General features: G+C 42.6%; 13 protein-coding genes. All 13 read left to right on the top strand.

All coding sequences use genetic code 11. The features are described 5' to 3' along the window. Window positions 1–2: 2 nt before the first annotated feature. Window positions 3–887 carry a phosphatidate cytidylyltransferase gene (locus Q8W26_RS02380; protein WP_101214566.1) on the top strand — a complete coding sequence of 295 codons (885 nt, stop codon included), beginning with the start codon at window positions 3–5 and terminating at the stop codon, window positions 885–887. Then, window positions 887–2,086 carry a 1-deoxy-D-xylulose-5-phosphate reductoisomerase gene (ispC, locus tag Q8W26_RS02375; protein ID WP_101214567.1) on the top strand — a complete coding sequence of 400 codons (1,200 nt, stop codon included), beginning with the start codon at window positions 887–889 and terminating at the stop codon, window positions 2,084–2,086. Before Q8W26_RS02380 ends, ispC begins: the two co-directional genes overlap by 1 nt. Further along, window positions 2,086–3,441 carry a sigma E protease regulator RseP gene (gene rseP, locus Q8W26_RS02370; RefSeq protein ID WP_101214568.1) on the top strand — a complete coding sequence of 452 codons (1,356 nt, stop codon included), beginning with the start codon at window positions 2,086–2,088 and terminating at the stop codon, window positions 3,439–3,441. The genes ispC and rseP overlap by 1 nt, the downstream gene beginning before the upstream one ends. 36 nt (window positions 3,442–3,477) lie before the next feature. Next, entirely contained in the window at window positions 3,478–5,955 is a 2,478-nt protein-coding gene (gene bamA / locus Q8W26_RS02365) for an outer membrane protein assembly factor BamA (protein ID WP_101214569.1), read from the top strand. An 81-nt stretch (window positions 5,956–6,036) separates the two neighbouring features. Continuing rightward, window positions 6,037–6,555, top strand: a complete 519-nt coding sequence (locus tag Q8W26_RS02360) for an OmpH family outer membrane protein (protein WP_305472144.1) — start codon at window positions 6,037–6,039, stop codon at window positions 6,553–6,555. Between the two features lie 6 nt (window positions 6,556–6,561). Further along, complete coding sequence (gene lpxD / locus Q8W26_RS02355; protein WP_101214570.1) at window positions 6,562–7,584, top strand: UDP-3-O-(3-hydroxymyristoyl)glucosamine N-acyltransferase; 1,023 nt, start codon at window positions 6,562–6,564, stop codon at window positions 7,582–7,584. A gap of 37 nt (window positions 7,585–7,621) precedes the next feature. Next, complete coding sequence (gene fabZ / locus Q8W26_RS02350; protein ID WP_101214571.1) at window positions 7,622–8,068, top strand: 3-hydroxyacyl-ACP dehydratase FabZ; 447 nt, start codon at window positions 7,622–7,624, stop codon at window positions 8,066–8,068. Between the two features lie 3 nt (window positions 8,069–8,071). Then, window positions 8,072–8,836 (top strand): acyl-ACP--UDP-N-acetylglucosamine O-acyltransferase, encoded by a 765-nt coding sequence (lpxA, locus tag Q8W26_RS02345; protein ID WP_101214572.1) that lies wholly within the window; start codon window positions 8,072–8,074, stop codon window positions 8,834–8,836. 14 nt (window positions 8,837–8,850) lie between these two features. Beyond that, entirely contained in the window at window positions 8,851–10,020 is a 1,170-nt protein-coding gene (gene lpxB, locus Q8W26_RS02340) for a lipid-A-disaccharide synthase (protein ID WP_305472141.1), read from the top strand. A gap of 31 nt (window positions 10,021–10,051) precedes the next feature. Next, window positions 10,052–10,651, top strand: coding sequence for a ribonuclease HII (gene rnhB, locus Q8W26_RS02335; RefSeq protein ID WP_101214573.1), 600 nt, complete (start codon window positions 10,052–10,054; stop codon window positions 10,649–10,651). A 20-nt stretch (window positions 10,652–10,671) separates the two neighbouring features. After that, complete coding sequence (gene dnaE / locus Q8W26_RS02330) at window positions 10,672–14,151, top strand: DNA polymerase III subunit alpha (RefSeq protein ID WP_305472139.1); 3,480 nt, start codon at window positions 10,672–10,674, stop codon at window positions 14,149–14,151. 64 nt (window positions 14,152–14,215) lie between these two features. Then, window positions 14,216–15,172 (top strand): acetyl-CoA carboxylase carboxyl transferase subunit alpha, encoded by a 957-nt coding sequence (gene accA / locus Q8W26_RS02325; RefSeq protein ID WP_305472137.1) that lies wholly within the window; start codon window positions 14,216–14,218, stop codon window positions 15,170–15,172. Window positions 15,173–15,253: 81 nt separating this feature from the next. Then, the gene (gene tilS / locus Q8W26_RS02320; RefSeq protein WP_305472136.1) at window positions 15,254–16,660 is read left to right on the top strand and encodes a tRNA lysidine(34) synthetase TilS; all 1,407 of its coding nucleotides are present in this window, start codon (window positions 15,254–15,256) and stop codon (window positions 16,658–16,660) included. Window positions 16,661–16,694: the final 34 nt, after the last annotated feature.

Below are 16,694 nucleotides of genomic sequence, written 5' to 3'. Positions count from 1 at the left end.
GTTTGTTAAAACAACGTATAATAACGGCATTAATCCTAGCTCCTCTAGCCTTGGCTGCTGTCTTCTATTTACCTCTAGGTTTATTCCCTATATTTGCGGCAATAGTTGCCGTCATTGGTGCTTGGGAGTGGGGAGCGTTTATTCCAGCTCATGATCAGCAGCCTGCTGAGCCATCCATGACCAAAATCCATCGAATAATTTTTTCTATTACTATGCTAATGTTAATCGGCAGCTTCTCTGTACTAGTACCGATTGATAAAATATGGCTTCATGGCCAAATGCACCCTATCTATGAAGCGGCATTGATCATCGCTGCAGCTTGGTGGTTATTCAGTACGGTGATGGTGTTTTTGTACCCTAAGGGACAAGGCTTTTGGCAGCAAAGTGCGTTTTATAAAGGTTTGTTTGGTCAGTTGACCTTGATTCCATTTTGGATAGGCTTAGTGACACTACGCAGTTACGGTTACAACAATGACCCGATGCTAGGTGGTTTCTTAATTTTGGCTATCTTTGGTATCGTGTGGGGTGCGGATATAGGTGCTTATTTTGTTGGGCGTCAATTTGGTCAACGAAAGCTTATGCCAAATGTGAGTCCAGGTAAGACGCTTGAAGGCATGATGGGCGGGCTTGTCGCTGCATTATTGACAGTCGCTGCTTCTCATAGTTTCTTCTATAACATTGAGCTTTTACCTCTAATGTTACTTGGACTGATCACCGCACTAGCTTCTGTCTTTGGTGACCTTAGCGAGAGCATGTACAAGCGAAGTAGTGGTATTAAAGATAGCGGAACGATTTTACCTGGTCATGGTGGTGTTCTTGATCGCATTGATAGCTTAACCGCCGCGGTACCTTTATTCGCGTTAGGTTATTTCTTCTTGGTGGCCTGATGAAACAACAAATGCTGACAATACTGGGGGCTACTGGCTCAATTGGCACCAGTACGCTAGATGTTATTCGTCTTAACCCTAAACGTTATGGCGTCTTTGCGTTAGCAGCTCAGCAAAGCGCTGCTAAGATGCAGGTATTATGCGAAGAGTTTAACCCACAGTATGCTGTGTTAGTTGATGAAACTGCGGCGGAACAATTGCGCAAGCAGTTACCGTCAAGTTGCAGCACTAAGGTTCTGAGCGGTGTCGATGCTTTATGTGAAGTGAGCGCTGATGAGCATGTTGATACCGTTATGGCAGCTATTGTTGGTGCAGCGGGGTTATTACCAACATTAAGTGCTATTCGTGCGAATAAACGGGTTTTGCTTGCGAATAAAGAAGCGCTAGTAATGACCGGACAATTGTTTATTGAAGAGCTTCGAAATTCAACAGCAACCTTACTGCCTGTTGATAGTGAACACAATGCTATCTTTCAAGCATTACCTACTTTAGCTCAACAACAGTTAGGTTATTGTCCGCTTAATGAGTTAGGGGTGAGTAAGTTATTGCTAACTGGCTCAGGTGGCCCATTTTTGCAAACAGACTTAGCACAACTAAAACACATGACACCACAACAAGCATGCGCTCACCCGAATTGGTCGATGGGACAGAAAATTTCTGTTGATTCGGCAACGATGATGAATAAAGGCTTAGAGTACATTGAAGCTCGCTGGTTGTTTGATACCCAAAAAGATCAAATCGAAGTAGTTGTTCATCCGCAAAGTGTTATTCATTCTATGGTTCAGTACATTGATGGCTCTGTTATTGCTCAAATGGGCTTGCCAGATATGCGAACCCCGATAGCCTATAGCATGGCGTACCCTGAACGTATTGACTCTGGTGTCAAAGCACTAGACTTCTTTGCAACCAAAGATTTTACTTTTGTTGAACCTGACTTTGAGCGCTTTCCGTGTTTAAAGTTAGCTATTGATGCGTGTTATCAAGGACAAAGTGCAACAACGGCATTAAATGCGGCTAATGAAATTAGTGTAGCGGCTTTTTTAGCAAAACGAATTGGCTTTACTGACATTGCTTCAGTCAATCAGCTAGTACTTGACCGTTTAGCGAGTGAGAGTGCGAAGTGTATTGATAGCGTGCTAGATATTGATCGTCGCGCACGAGCAGTTGCACAACAGTTATTAACTCAAGGGACTCGTTAATGCTTTCTATCTTGTGGACCCTCCTTTCTTTTGTTGTTGCGTTAGGTATTTTAGTTGCGATTCATGAGTTTGGACATTTTTGGGTAGCGAGGCGTTGCGGCGTAACCGTTCAACGCTTTTCAATTGGCTTTGGTAAAGTGCTTTGGCGTAAGGTGGGGCAAGATGGTACGGAGTATGTCATTGCCGCGATCCCGCTTGGTGGTTATGTCAAAATGCTCGACGAGCGTGTTGATGAGGTCAGTGCCGATCAACTTGAAGGGGCGTTCAACCGTAAGCCAGTTTTATCACGAATTGCTATTGTAGCTGCTGGCCCCATCGCGAACTTTATATTTGCCATTTTTGCTTTCTGGTTAATGTATTTAATTGGTGTGAGTGCAGTAAAGCCGATTGTTGGTGAGATTAAACCACAATCGATTGCTGCTGTAGCAGGAATTGAACAGGGGCAAGAGATTGTCGCTATTAACGGTGATGCAACTGAGCACTGGCAGGAAGTCAATTTAGCATTAGTCGGTTTGATCGGAAACACTGAAGCTACAATTACAGTTACTGAGCCCGGTCGAAGTGCAACAATCGTTAAGCGATTAGATTTATCCAAATGGGACTTTGATCCTGAGACTCAAGGTCCCGTGCGCTCCCTTGGCTTAGTTCCATTCTATCCGGAGCCAACTAAGGTGTTAGCTGGCGTGGAGGCTGGTTCACCTGCAGATTTGGCCGGCTTAATGGTTGGAGATACCTTAGTAACCCTAAACGGGGTGAAAATTGAGCGATGGCAAGAGTTCGTAACATTAATTCAACAAAGCCATGGAACTTCTAGTACACTGACCTATCAAAGAAACGGTAACACATTCAGTACAACGCTTGTGCCACAAAAGAAGCAAACCGCAGATGGTCGTATTTATGGCTATGCGGGGGTAACGCCTACAGCTACGCCTTGGCCTGAGCAATATCAAATCACCTATGATTTAGGGCCAATAGATGCCTTAGTCGTTGGTGCTGAAAAAACCTGGCAATTAATGGATTTAAGTATCGCCATGTTAGGTAAGTTACTGACTGGTGATATTTCAGTGAAAAACTTAAGTGGACCGATATCAATCGCGCAAGGTGCAGGTCAAAGTGCATCTTATGGTGTTGTTGCTTTTTTAGGCTTTTTAGCCTTGATTAGTGTTAATTTGGGAATAATTAACTTATTACCACTGCCTGTACTTGATGGTGGCCACTTGATGTATTACTTTATAGAACTTTTAACTGGCAAGCCCGTGCCAGAAAAAATACAGGAAGTAGGTTTTCGAATTGGTGCCGCGCTTTTGTTTATGCTAATGAGCATAGCGATTTTTAATGATTTTACTCGACTGTAAAGCTGTCGAATAATAAGGATAACAAAATACAGCATTATGAAGTTTTCTAAGCTTTTGGCACCTATTGCCTTATTGGGAGCTAGTTTTAGCTCGATAGCCGCAGAACCATTTACGGTTACTGATATTCGAATTGACGGACTACAACGTGTCGCGCTAGGTGCGGCATTACTTAATTTACCAGTTAAAGTGGGCGACACTCTCGATCAGGTTGCTGTGCAGCGAATGATTAAATCTCTGTATGCATCAACAAACTTTGATGACATTCAGGTTTTTCGTGATGGTGGCCTATTAATTTTAAAAGTTAAAGAGCGTTCAACAATTGCGTCGATTAACTTTGAGGGTAATAAAGATCTAAAAGATGAACAGTTAAATGAAAGCCTAGGCGGTCAAGGTATTCGTATTGGCGAGACGCTCGACCGAACAATTTTAACTGAAATAGAAAAAGGCCTCGAAGACTTCTATTTTGGTGTTGGTAAGTATTCCGCAGATGTTGAAGCAACGATTACTCAATTAGCGCGTAACCGTGTAGAGCTAAACTTCAATTTTAAAGAAGGCGATGCCGCAGATATCGAACAAATTAACTTGGTCGGTAACAGTATTTTTAGTGATGAAGAACTAAAAGATCAGTTTGAGTTAACTGACTACACCGCTTGGTGGAATTTGTTTGGTGAACGTCGATACCAAAAACAAAAACTGCAAGGTGATTTAGAGACGCTAGAGTCATTCTATAAAGACCGTGGTTATATTCGTTTTAAAGTAGACAGCACTCAAGTTTCTATGACACCTAATAAAAAGGGGCTATATATCACCTTGAACCTTGATGAAGGTGAGGTATATAAAGTTAGTGATGTAAACTTAATTGGTGATATTGAGAAATACCGAGAGGTATTGGAGCAATTAGTTCCGATTAAAGAAGGCAGCAATTACAGCGGTGCGGAAGTGACTTATGTTGAGGAGCGTATCTCACGTTTCCTTGGGCGTTATGGTTATGCTTATCCAAAAGTAACGACATTTCCCGATGTAAATGATGAAACTAAAGAAGTCGTTCTAAACTTTAATATTGAGCCTGGTAAACGAGTTTATGTTAATGAAATTCGTTTTAATGGTAACAGTACTACAGAAGACGAAGTTCTACGCCGAGAGATGCGTCAATTAGAAGGTTCTTGGTTAAATAACCAATCACTGGACAGCTCTAAAGCATACTTAAACCGTTTAGGCTTCTTTGAGAATGTCGAAACTGAAGTTATCCCTGTTGCAGGTTCGGACGATCTTGTTGATGTTGAAGTGAATGTAACTGAACAACCTTCAGGTTCTTTTAACGCGGGTGTAGGTTACGGTAGTTACGGAGGCTTAAACCTTCAATTAGGCGTTCAGCAAAATAATTTCCTAGGTACGGGTAACCGTGTTGGTTTGAACTTTAATACGAATAAGTTCTCAAAGAACATTAACCTTTCGTATCGTGATCCGTTTTTCACTCATGACGGTATCAGCGCTGGTGCAAATGTTTACTGGTCTGAATACGACGCGGGTCAAGCAAACCTAGAGCAATATAACAATAAATCTTATGGTATTGGCTTTGACCTTGGATTCCCTATTAATCCTGTCAGTCGTGTTTCTCTAGGTGTCGCATTTAGGCACAGTGATATTTCAGAACTTAATACCTACGAACAAATAAAACCGTTTTATGATGTTTATGGTAGTGATGGTGATGGTAATATTGCGTTTGACAATTTTGAAATGAGCGCAGGTTGGAGTCGTACTACAATTAATCGCGCGACATTCCCAACATCAGGTACATCAACAAACCTTAATGGTAAAATGACGGTGCCTGGCAGTGAGATCCAGTACTTCAAATTATCTTTTGAGAATCGCCACTATATTCCGTTAACGCGAGACCATAGCTTCTCCTTCATGAGTAAGGTACGCCTAGGTTATGGTAACGGTTATGGGGAAGTTGATGGGCATGATCATCTGTATGCCTTTAATGAAAACTTCCGTGCCGGTGGCAGTGGTACACTGCGTGGTTTTAAAGCGAATACCATTGGACCAAAAGCAATCTACTTATTTGGTTCGCCTGAACAAGGTCCTGGTAACCCAATTGATATTATTGATGGCCAAAACCCACCTATTTATGGTGATCCAAATAGTGTTAGTATCAATAAATACAGTTCTATAGGTGGTAATGCAATGGCATTAGCAACTATGGAGTTATTTGTGCCAACCCCATTTTTAGATGAAGGTGCGGCCAACTCGGTTAGAACTAGCCTATTTGTTGAAGCTGGTAATGTTTGGGATACAGAGTTTAATTATGACGATTACCGCTCACTCCCAGCAGATGAGTTTGATAAGATTTATGATTATGCCGACGCTAGTGAGTTCCGGGCATCTTACGGTATCTCAGTACAATGGCTATCGCCAATGGGACCAATGGTGTTTAGTTTAGCCCGTCCATTACGTGAGGTTAAGGGTGATAACCTAGAAGTGTTCTCATTTAATATTGGAACAACTTTCTAAAATAATTAAAACAATAAAGTTAAAATTCAGGGTAGTGGATCATTAGAAGATGCGCTACCTAAATATGTTAAGGAGCAAGTTTTGAAAAAATTATTAACAGCGGTATCAGTAAGTGCCATGATGGCAAGCGCAACATTTAGTTCAACTGCGTTAGCATTTGAACAAAAGATTGGTGTGATTGATATGCCGACTATTTTCCAAAACCTACCGCAACGCGAGCAAGTTGCTAAAAAAATTCAAGGCGAATTTAAAGAGCGTATTGAAGAAATCAGAGCTATTACCAAGAAGCAGCAAGGTCTTGTTGATAAGCAGAAGCGCGATGGTGCGTTAATGACGCAACAACAAAAAATTGATCTAGTGCGTGAAATGGAATCATTAAAGAGTGATTACCAATTAAAAAGTAAAGCGTTAGAAGAAGACGGCCGTCGTCGTGAAGCTGAAGAGCGTAACAAGCTGCTACTTACAGTTGAAAAAGCAGTGAATAGTATCGCTAAATCAGAAAAATATGACCTTATTTTACAAAGAAATGCTGTTGCTTACATTAGTAAAAAGCATGATATTTCAGCTAAGGTTATCGAAAAAGTATCTAAATCTAAGTAGCAATTAATGAAACGATATACTCTTGCTGAATTAGCAACTGTTGTACAAGCTAAAGTTATTGGAGATGATAAAATTCTCATCTCCAGTATCGCTACGCTAAAATCTGCCCAACCCGGGCAGATTTCTTTTTTATCAAACCCTAAATACCGCCATCAGTTAACTGAGTCTAACGCGAGTGCTATAATTGTTAGAGAACAGGATTTAGACGATTATACAGGTGTTGCATTAGTCGTTAGTGATCCTTATGTCGCTTATGCAATGCTGGCTCAATTTATGGATCCTACCCCTCTGCCTGCGATTGACATTCATAGTAGTGTTGTTATCGATAAATCTGCAAAAATCGGTACAAATGTTAGCATAGCGGCTAATACAGTGATTGAGTCAGGTGTCGTAATCGGGGATAATTGTAGTATTGGAGCCAATTGTTTTATTGGTAAAAATACCACCATTGGCGCAGGTTCTAAGCTTTGGTCAAATGTTGCTATCTATCATGAAGTGACAATCGGAGAAGCATGCTTATTTCATGCAGGTGCTGTGATTGGTAGCGACGGCTTTGGCTTCGCCCCCCATAACGGACAGTGGTTTAAAATACCACAAACTGGTGGCGTGACGATTGGGGCAAACTGTGAAATTGGCGCTGGCACAACAGTCGACCGTGGTGCACTAGATGATACGATGATAGGTCAAGGATGTATTATTGATAATCAAGTACATATTGGCCATAACGTTATCCTTGGTCAATATTGCGCGGTTGCTGGTAACACGGTTTTTGCTGGTAGTAGTTCCATTGGTGATAACTGTATTATTGGCGGCTCTTGTGCGATAAGTGGCCACCTAACGCTATGTGATGGGGTGACGATCACAGGCATGAGCATGGTAATAAAGAATATTGAAACTCCCGGTGTATACTCATCAGGTATGCCTTCTCAAACAAATCGTGAGTGGCGTAAAAACGGAGCTAGATATCGTCAACTAGATGATATCGCCAAACGTTTAAAGCAACTTGAAAAGAAATGTAATAACAGCTAATTGACTTGTTATACTTTTATAATTAGGAATGAAAATTTTGTCAAACGAACTATCTACGATCGAAATAAATGAAATTATGGAATTGTTACCACATAGGTATCCTTTTTTACTCATTGATAAAGTAGTTGATTTCGAAATAGGTAAAAGCCTGCACGCACGTAAGAACGTGACAATTAATGAACCATTTTTCCAAGGTCACTTTCCAATTAAGCCTATTATGCCTGGTGTACTTATTCTTGAAGCTATGGCACAGGCAACGGGCGTACTAGGTTTTAAGACTATTGAAAAAAATGACGACACATTATACTACTTTGCTGCAATCGATAATGCGCGCTTTAAACAGCCTGTAGTCCCTGGCGATGTTATTGATATTCACGTTGAGTATTTAAAAGAACGTCGTGGCATCGGTAAATTTTACTGTGAAGCAAAAGTTGATGGTAAAGTGGTTTGTAGTGCAGATATTATGTGTGCAAGAAAGGACTAAGTTGTGATAGATCCCTTAGCGTTTGTTCACCCCCAAGCGAAACTTGGCAAAAATGTAACCGTTGGCCCATGGAGTTATATTGGTGCTGATGTGACTCTGGCTGACGACTGTATAGTTGAGTCTCATGTGGTCATTAAAGGCCCGTCAACGATTGGTCAAGGTAACCATTTTTTCCAATTCTCTTCAGTTGGTGAGCAGTGCCAAGATAAAAAGTACGCAGGTGAACAAACTCAGTTGATCATGGGTGACAACAATATAGTTCGTGAAGGGGTCACAATTCATCGTGGCACCATCCAAGATCAAGGGATCACACGTATAGGTAACGATAATTTACTGATGGCTAACGCCCATGTTGCTCATGACTGTGTCATTGGGGATCATTGCATTTTAGCAAACAGTGTTAACCTCGCTGGTCATGTTGAGTTAGGTGATTACGGTATTATCGGTGGCATGACAGGTGTCCATCAATTTGTAAAAATTGGTCCTCATGCTTTTATTGGGGCAACGTCGTGGGTCAATCAAGACGTACCTCCTTTTGTTATCTGTTCAGGTCAGCCTTGTGTTCCTCGTGGGATTAACAGTGAAGGGCTTAAGCGTCGCGGCTTTGATAAGCAAACAATTTTAGCGATTCGTCGAGGCTTTAAAATATTGTACAAACAGCAGCTTCCCCTTGAAGAAGCGACTAAACAGCTTCATTCATCAGCAGAAAGTGCTGTCCAAGGGATTGCTGAGTTTATCGATAATTCTAACCGTGGAATTATTCGCTAGTAAAAGGAACTGCTGTGAACAATTCAGATTCTGATGTTATTCCAAATTTAACACCAATCCGTATTGGTATCGTCGCCGGGGAAATCTCCGGCGATATTTTAGGTGCCAGCTTCATTGAAGCGGTTAAGCGTCAATACCCGAATGCTACGTTTGAAGGTATTGGAGGGCACTTGATGCAGGCACAAGGCTGCCATAGCCTTTTCGATATGGAAGAGCTGTCAGTGATGGGGCTTGTGGAAGTTTTCAGCCGTTTGCGCCGACTCTTTTCAATTAAGAATCAACTTGCATCACATTTTATTGCCAACCCTCCAGATGTTTTTATCGGTATCGATGCGCCAGATTTTAATTTACGCTTAGAATTGATGCTTAAACAAGCAGGCATAAAAACGGTGCAATACGTTAGCCCGTCAATTTGGGCGTGGCGACAAAAACGAATTTTCAAGGTCGCTGCTGCAACCAATTTAGTACTAGCCTTGCTACCCTTTGAGAAAGATTTTTATGATCAATACGGCTTTCCGTGTGCTTATGTTGGGCATACCTTAGCGGATCAAATTGACCCAACTGTTACTAAACAACAAGCGAGAAGAATACTGGGGCTAGCTGAAGAAGGTCAATACCTTGCCTTAATGCCTGGTAGTCGCTCTAGTGAGCTAAAGTATAATACCGAGGTGTATTTGAAGGCTGCTCAAAAGCTAGCAGTAAAATACCCTGAGTTACAATTTGTCTTGCCATTAGTTAATGAGAAGCGAAAGTCCCAATTCTTATCGATAAAACAACAATATGCACCAGACCTAGCAATTCATATTATTGATGGTCAATCTCGTGAGGTGATGGCTGCATGTGATGCGATCATGATGGCTTCGGGTACCGCAACGTTGGAAGGCTTGTTAGTTAATCGCCCAATGGTGGTCGTCCATAAGCTTCATTGGTTAACTTATAAGTTGTTTAAACCTCTGATGAAGGTTGAGCATTATTCTTTGCCTAATTTGCTTGCTGGAAAAGAGCTCATTGTCGAATTGATTCAAAATGATGCAACGGTTGAAAATATAGTCGAGCAAACATGCCATTTACTCGATGATGATATGTCAGCATTAACCGCTGAACTTTCGAGCATCCAACAACGTTTAAAGTGCAACGCGAGCGAGCGTGCCGCAGATGCTGTTTTAGCTTTAATTGAGCAATAACAACCATTTCATTATATAAAAGAAGAGTCCAATGGCTACTGAACCTGAGTTTATTTTTCCTGATTTAATTGTTGCTGGTGTTGATGAGGTCGGTCGTGGTCCGCTAGTTGGTGATGTTGTTACTGCTGCTGTTATCTTAGATCCGAAACAACCTATAGCTGGCTTAGCGGACTCGAAAAAATTATCTGATAAGAAACGAGAGCTACTGTTTGACGAAATCGTGGCTAAAGCCAAGTGTTTTGCGATAGGTCGTGCTAACCCTGATGAAATAGATCAGCTTAATATTTTGCATGCGACTATGCTCGCAATGCAGCGTGCGATAGCTGGATTAAATATTACGCCACAACATGTGCTAATTGATGGTAATCGTGTTCCTGACCTTGCGATGTCAGCACAGGCTGTAGTTAAAGGGGATGCTCGCGTGGAAGAGATTAGTGCCGCGTCGATCATCGCCAAGGTGACACGTGATCGTGAAATGCTTGAACTAGATAAGCAATACCCGCAATTTGGTTTTGCTAAACACAAAGGTTACCCGACTAAGTTACACTTTGAAATGATCGCCCAGCATGGCGTTACTCCTGAACATCGTAAAAGTTTTAAACCTGTAAAAAAGGCGCTGGGGTTACTTTAACTCCTCGATAAGGTCTTGTTGTGTTAGATCCAAAGTTCGTCCACCTGCGTATTCACTCTGATTTCTCAATGGCTGACGGCGTCGCTAAAGTTGGTAAAATTGTTGGTAAGGCAGCAGCACTCGGCATGCCAGCGCTTGCCATTACCGACTTAGTCAATTTGTGTGGCCTTGTAAAGTATTATGGTAATGCTCACGGCAACGGTGTGAAGCCGCTGATTGGTGCCGACATGTGGGTACTGAGTGATGAGTTTAATGAGCAGCCTTGGCGCTTAACCATTTTGTGTATGAATAACGAGGGCTATAAAAACCTAACGTTACTCATCTCAAAAGCTTACCTGCGCGGTAAATTATTTGATAAGGCCTGTATTGATAAAGCGTGGCTTGAAGAGCATGCGGGTGGTTTAATTTTACTTTCAGGCGGTCGTGAAGGCGATGTCGGGCAAGCCTTACTCAAAGGTAACCATAAGCAAGCATTAGAGTGCCTTGAATTTTACCAACGACATTTTCCCGATTGCTTTTATTTGGAGTTATTACGTACTGGTCGTGGTCAAGAAGAACAATACCTTCATGCTGCCGTTGAGTTGGCCGCAGAACAGCAAGTTCCAGTTGTTGCAACCAATGAAGTTGTGTTTTTAACTGCTGAAGATTTTGATAGCCATGAAGTGCGTGTTGCTATTCACGATGGTTTTGGCCTCGCAGACCCTCGGCGTCCTAAACGTTATTCGGAACAGCAATACCTACGCAGTGAAGAAGAAATGCTTGAGCTGTTTAGCGACATTCCATCTGCGCTCGCCAATAGTGTTGAAATAGCCAAACGCTGTAATGTCACGGTTAAACTTGGTGAATACTTCCTTCCCGATTACCCTACGGGCGATTTACATATTAATGACTTTTTAGTCAAGGTATCTGAAGAAGGCCTTGAGGAGCGGCTGGAGTTTTTATTTCCCGATCCCGAAGAACGTGCTAAGCGTAGACCGGAATACGATGAGCGTTTGAAGGTGGAGCTTGACGTTGTTAACCAGATGGGATTCCCTGGTTATTTCTTGATCGTAATGGAGTTTATTCAGTGGAGTAAAGATAACGATGTACCTGTTGGCCCTGGGCGGGGGTCAGGTGCAGGTTCTCTGGTTGCTTACGCATTAAAAATCACTGATCTTGACCCATTAGAATATGACTTATTATTTGAGCGTTTCTTAAACCCAGAACGTGTCTCGATGCCTGACTTTGATGTCGACTTTTGTATGGACGGGCGTGATCGCGTTATTGACCACGTGGCTGAATTGTACGGCCGTGATGCGGTATCTCAAATCATTACCTTTGGTACCATGGCTGCAAAAGCTGTTGTACGAGATGTCGGCCGTGTAATGGGGCAGCCGTATGGTTTTGTTGAGCGCTTAACGAAGCTTATTCCGGCAGAGCCAGGCATGACTCTTACAAAAGCATGGGATGTTGAGCCACAGCTTGAGCAACTCTATCAAGCTGATGAGGATGTCAAAGAGCTTATTGATATGGCTCGGCGTCTTGAAGGTACTACGCGTAATGCCGGTAAACATGCCGGTGGTGTTGTAATTTCGCCAACAATTATTACCGACTTCGCACCGCTTTATTGTGATGATGAAGGTAACAACCCGGTTACCCAATTTGATAAAAATGATGTTGAGTCTGCTGGCTTAGTTAAGTTTGATTTCTTAGGTTTGAGAACCCTGACTATCATTAAATGGGCGCTTGATCCACTTAATGAAGCACGAGCCCAAAAAGGGCTAGAACCAGTGATGATTGAATCAATCCCACTGGAAGATAAAGCCTGTTATGACATGCTCAAGCGCTCTGAAACCACGGCGGTATTTCAGCTAGAGTCGCGCGGGATGAAAGAGTTGATCAGTCGCCTGCTACCCGATTGTTTTGAAGATATTATCGCACTTGTAGCCCTATTTAGACCGGGGCCACTGCAATCTGGCATGGTAGATAACTTTATCGACCGTAAGCATGGTCGTGAAGAAGTATCATACCCTGATCAACAATGGCAGCATGAAAGCTTAAAGGCCACTCTTGAGCCAACGTATGGCATCATCTTATATCAAGAGCAGGTAATGCAAATCGCTCAGGTCTTATCGGGCTATACCCTTGGCGGCGCGGATATGCTGCGTCGTGCGATGGGTAAGAAAAAACCTGAAGAGATGGCCAAGCAGCGCTCGACCTTTGAAGAGGGCGCTAAGAATAACGGCATTGATGGCGAGCTGGCGATGAAAATTTTCGACTTGGTTGAAAAGTTCGCGGGCTATGGTTTTAACAAGTCTCATTCGGCAGCTTACGCGCTAGTGTCTTACCAGACACTCTGGATGAAGTGTCATTATCCATCTTATTTCATGGCGGCGGTAATGTCAGCTGATATGGATAACACCGACAAGATCGTGACCCTGGTTGATGAGTGTGAACGTATGAAGTTAACACTGCATCCACCTGACGTTAATTCGGGCGAATATAAATTCAGCGTTAATGAACAAGAAGAAATTGTTTATGGCATCGGCGCAATTAAAGGGGTTGGTGAAGGCCCTGTAGAGGCAATTCTAGAAGCGCGCGCACAAGGCGGTCCGTTTAAAGACTTATTCGATTTTTGTGGCCGTGTTAACACCAAGCGAATTAATAAGCGCGTGTTAGAAAAATTAATAAAAGCTGGCGCGATGGATAAACTCGGGCCACACCGTGCAGCGATGATGGCGTCATTACCTGAAGCGATTAAGGCGTCAGAGCAACACGCTAAAGACCGGGCTGTAGGTCAATCAGATTTATTTGGTTTACTCGCTAGCCATGATGACGATGTCAAGCATGAGTTTGTCGATGTGATGCCATGGCCTGATAAAATTTGGCTTGACGGTGAACGAGAGACCTTAGGCTTGTTCTTAACGGGTCACCCGATAAATCAATACTTGTCAGAGCTTAAGCATTATACGCGTTGTCGTTTAAAAGACATGGTACCGACCGAACGAGGGCAAGTTGTTAAAGCAGCAGGTTTAGTGATTGCTAGTCGAGTGATGGTGACTAAACGTGGCGCAAAAATGGGTATTTTGACAATCGACGACAAGAGTGGTCGGTTAGAAGCAATGCTTTATAGCGAAGCGCTCGAAAAATACCAAGATCTATTACAAAAAGACAAAATATTAGTGCTAGAAGGAGAGGTCAGCTTTGATGATTTTTCTGGGGGTAATAGAATGTCGGTTAGAGAAGTCTTTGATGTGGCAACTGCGCGTGAGCGTTTTGCTACCGCCCTCGAAATAAAAGTCGACCAACAACAAGTTACGCCTGATTTTTTCAGCCGCTTTAGTGATACGATGGCTCCGTTCCAGTATGGTGCATTGCCTGTGAACGTGTATTACAGTCGTGAAGAAGCAACAGCGAAGCTTCAATTGGGAATTGAGTGGCGGGTCACACCAGATGATGAATTATTAGATAATTTACGAATGCTGCTTGGAAATAAGCATGTTCGATTAAAGTTTACTTGATTTTAGGCGGTCTAATCACCATATCAGTGTTTAGACCATCGGCACAATTTAAAGAGAACCCTTAATGAGTCAAAATTTTTTAGAGTTTGAGAAGCCAATTGCTGAGCTACACGCACAGATTGATGAATTACGTAATGTGAGCAGCAATACGTCATTGAACATTGATCTTGCTGAAGAGATCAAAAAACTAGAAGAAAAAAGCGTTGCTATGGCGCAAAAGATTTTTTCTACGCTAGGCCCTTGGCAAATCAGTCAGTTAGCTCGCCACCCTGAACGTCCATATACTTACGATTATATTGACCGTGTATTTGAGGATTTTGATGAAATCCATGGTGATCGCGCTTATGCTGATGATAAAGCGATTATCGGTGGCACAGCTCGTTTGAATGGTCAGCCAGTGATGATTATTGGTCATCAAAAAGGCCGTTCAACGAAAGAAAAAGTTAAACGTAACTTTGGTATGCCGCGTCCTGAAGGCTACCGTAAAGCGTTGCGCTTAATGGAAATGGCAGAACGTTTCAATATGCCTATCGTGACGCTTATCGATACTCCGGGAGCTTACCCTGGTGTTGGTGCTGAAGAGCGTGGTCAATCAGAAGCAATTGCACGTAACTTAAAAGTAATGGCTGGTCTTAAAGTGCCTGTTGTTTGTACTGTTATTGGTGAAGGTGGTTCTGGTGGCGCATTAGCTATCGGTGTTGGTGATCGCGTTAACATGCTGCAATACAGCACATACTCTGTTATTTCGCCTGAAGGTTGTGCTTCAATTTTATGGAAGAGCGCGGATAAAGCATCTCTTGCTGCTGAAGCGATGGGCATTACATCAGAGCGTTTATTAGAGCTTGATTTAATCGATAACATCATTGAAGAGCCATTAGGTGGCGCTCACCGAGATTTTGATGCAATGGCTGCTAATATGCGCGAAACTATTTCTGCACAAATCGAAGAGCTACAAGCCCAGGATGTTGAAACGCGTCTAGAAAATCGTTATCAACGTTTAATGTCTTTCGGTTACTGTTAATCAAAAGATAAATTCGCGTGATAAGCGCTGAATTCGTTATACTATCAAGCCACCTCAATTCGAGGTGGCTTTTTTTATGCTATGTCTTTATGGGTCGAGGTTGCCATGATTGCTCTGTCACAATTTGAGTCTTATTTATCTTCGGAGTCAAACAATGTCCGAGAAATCATCGTCGCTCTGAGTGGTGGCATTGATTCGGTCGTATTGCTAGATCTCATCGTTAAATACATCAATAATCGAATTGATAATCAACACCTTGAATTGCTCGCAATTCATGTTAACCATGGTTTAAGTGACCGTGCTGATGAGTGGGCTGACTTTTGTGTTACACGATGCAAAGAGTATGGTGTCGAGTGTGTGGTTGAATGTGTTGACGTTGATGCTAAAGGGTTGGGTATTGAAGCGGCTGCAAGGCAAGCGCGCTATCAAGCTATAGCTAAGCATGTCACCTCCCAATCTGTTGTTTTGACAGCACAGCATGAAGATGATCAGGCTGAGACGCTCATGCTTGCACTTAAGCGTGGTTCGGGTGTGTTAGGGTTAGGCGCTATGCCTCCTGTACTAAATTTTGCGGGAGGAAAGCTCATTCGACCGCTCTTAACTATCTCTCGGCAGCAGATCGAGGCTTATGCTACCTCTGAGCAATTACCTTGGGTTGAAGATAGCAGCAATCAGCAAAACTGTTTTGATCGTAATTTTCTGAGAAATGAAGTGCTACCCCAGCTTAATCAGCGCTGGCCAAGTTTTAATTACAATCTCGCTCGCAGTAGTGAGATGTGTCGTGATAGCCAAGAGCTCCTCGACGAAATCGCGGCGGCAGACCTAAACGACGCGAAGATTACTGAGGATTGTCTTGCCATTAATGAGCTGGTGGAACTGTCTCAAGTGAGGCGTAATAACCTTATTCGTTTTTGGCTACGTCAACATGATCTGGAGCTTCCGTCACAAGCAGTCTTACACCAAATTACAACGCAAATACTCGAGGCAAAAGCCGATAGTGACCCTGTGATTGAATTGGGGGAGTGGCAAGTTAGACGTTATCGTCAACGAATGTTTCTTATTAAGCCGCAAGTTGTTAGCGAGGGGCAAAGTCAAATTCTTGAGTGGGACTGTCAATCCGAGCTTACCTTACCAAGGAAGTTGGGCTCTCTTAAAGCAGGGCAAGGGTTATCGCAAATTAAGTCAGTTGATGAAGAAAATCAGGTTATAAAATTAAAACAGCCTCATGCTGATGTGCAGGTGACTATCCGCTTTAATATTTCAGGTAGTACTAAGGCCTGGCCACAGCAACGTCAAAAACGACGTACGATAAAAAAGTTATTACAAGAATATGGAGTGCCTACGTGGCAACGCCAACATATTCCTTATCTCTTTTATGGTGAGCAATTGGTCGCTGCATTAGGTTTATGGGTTGAACGAGATTTTTCTGTCAATTTATCAGGTGACAGTGAAGCTGAGTTTATCGTGAACTGGAAGAAGTCAGCTTAATACCTAACTCGTGTTCGATATTAAGCTGTTTTTC

This window comes from Psychrobium sp. 1_MG-2023 (assembly GCF_030689115.1).
Lineage (GTDB): Bacteria > Pseudomonadota > Gammaproteobacteria > Enterobacterales > Psychrobiaceae > Psychrobium.
Note: the sequence above shows the minus strand (reverse complement) of the source record. Positions and strands in the feature narration are given on the sequence as shown.

Bases quoted from the DNA above. Each gene is read 5' to 3' on its own strand.
- lpxD (WP_101214570.1), top strand. From the start codon at position 6,562: ATGAAACGATATACTCTTGCTGAATTAGCAACTGTTGTACAAGCTAAA.
- tilS (WP_305472136.1), top strand. From the start codon at position 15,254: ATGTCTTTATGGGTCGAGGTTGCCATGATTGCTCTGTCACAATTTGAG.
- bamA (WP_101214569.1), top strand. From the start codon at position 3,478: ATGAAGTTTTCTAAGCTTTTGGCACCTATTGCCTTATTGGGAGCTAGT.
- ispC (WP_101214567.1), top strand. From the start codon at position 887: ATGAAACAACAAATGCTGACAATACTGGGGGCTACTGGCTCAATTGGC.
- accA (WP_305472137.1), top strand. From the start codon at position 14,216: ATGAGTCAAAATTTTTTAGAGTTTGAGAAGCCAATTGCTGAGCTACAC.
- rseP (WP_101214568.1), top strand. From the start codon at position 2,086: ATGCTTTCTATCTTGTGGACCCTCCTTTCTTTTGTTGTTGCGTTAGGT.
- rnhB (WP_101214573.1), top strand. From the start codon at position 10,052: ATGGCTACTGAACCTGAGTTTATTTTTCCTGATTTAATTGTTGCTGGT.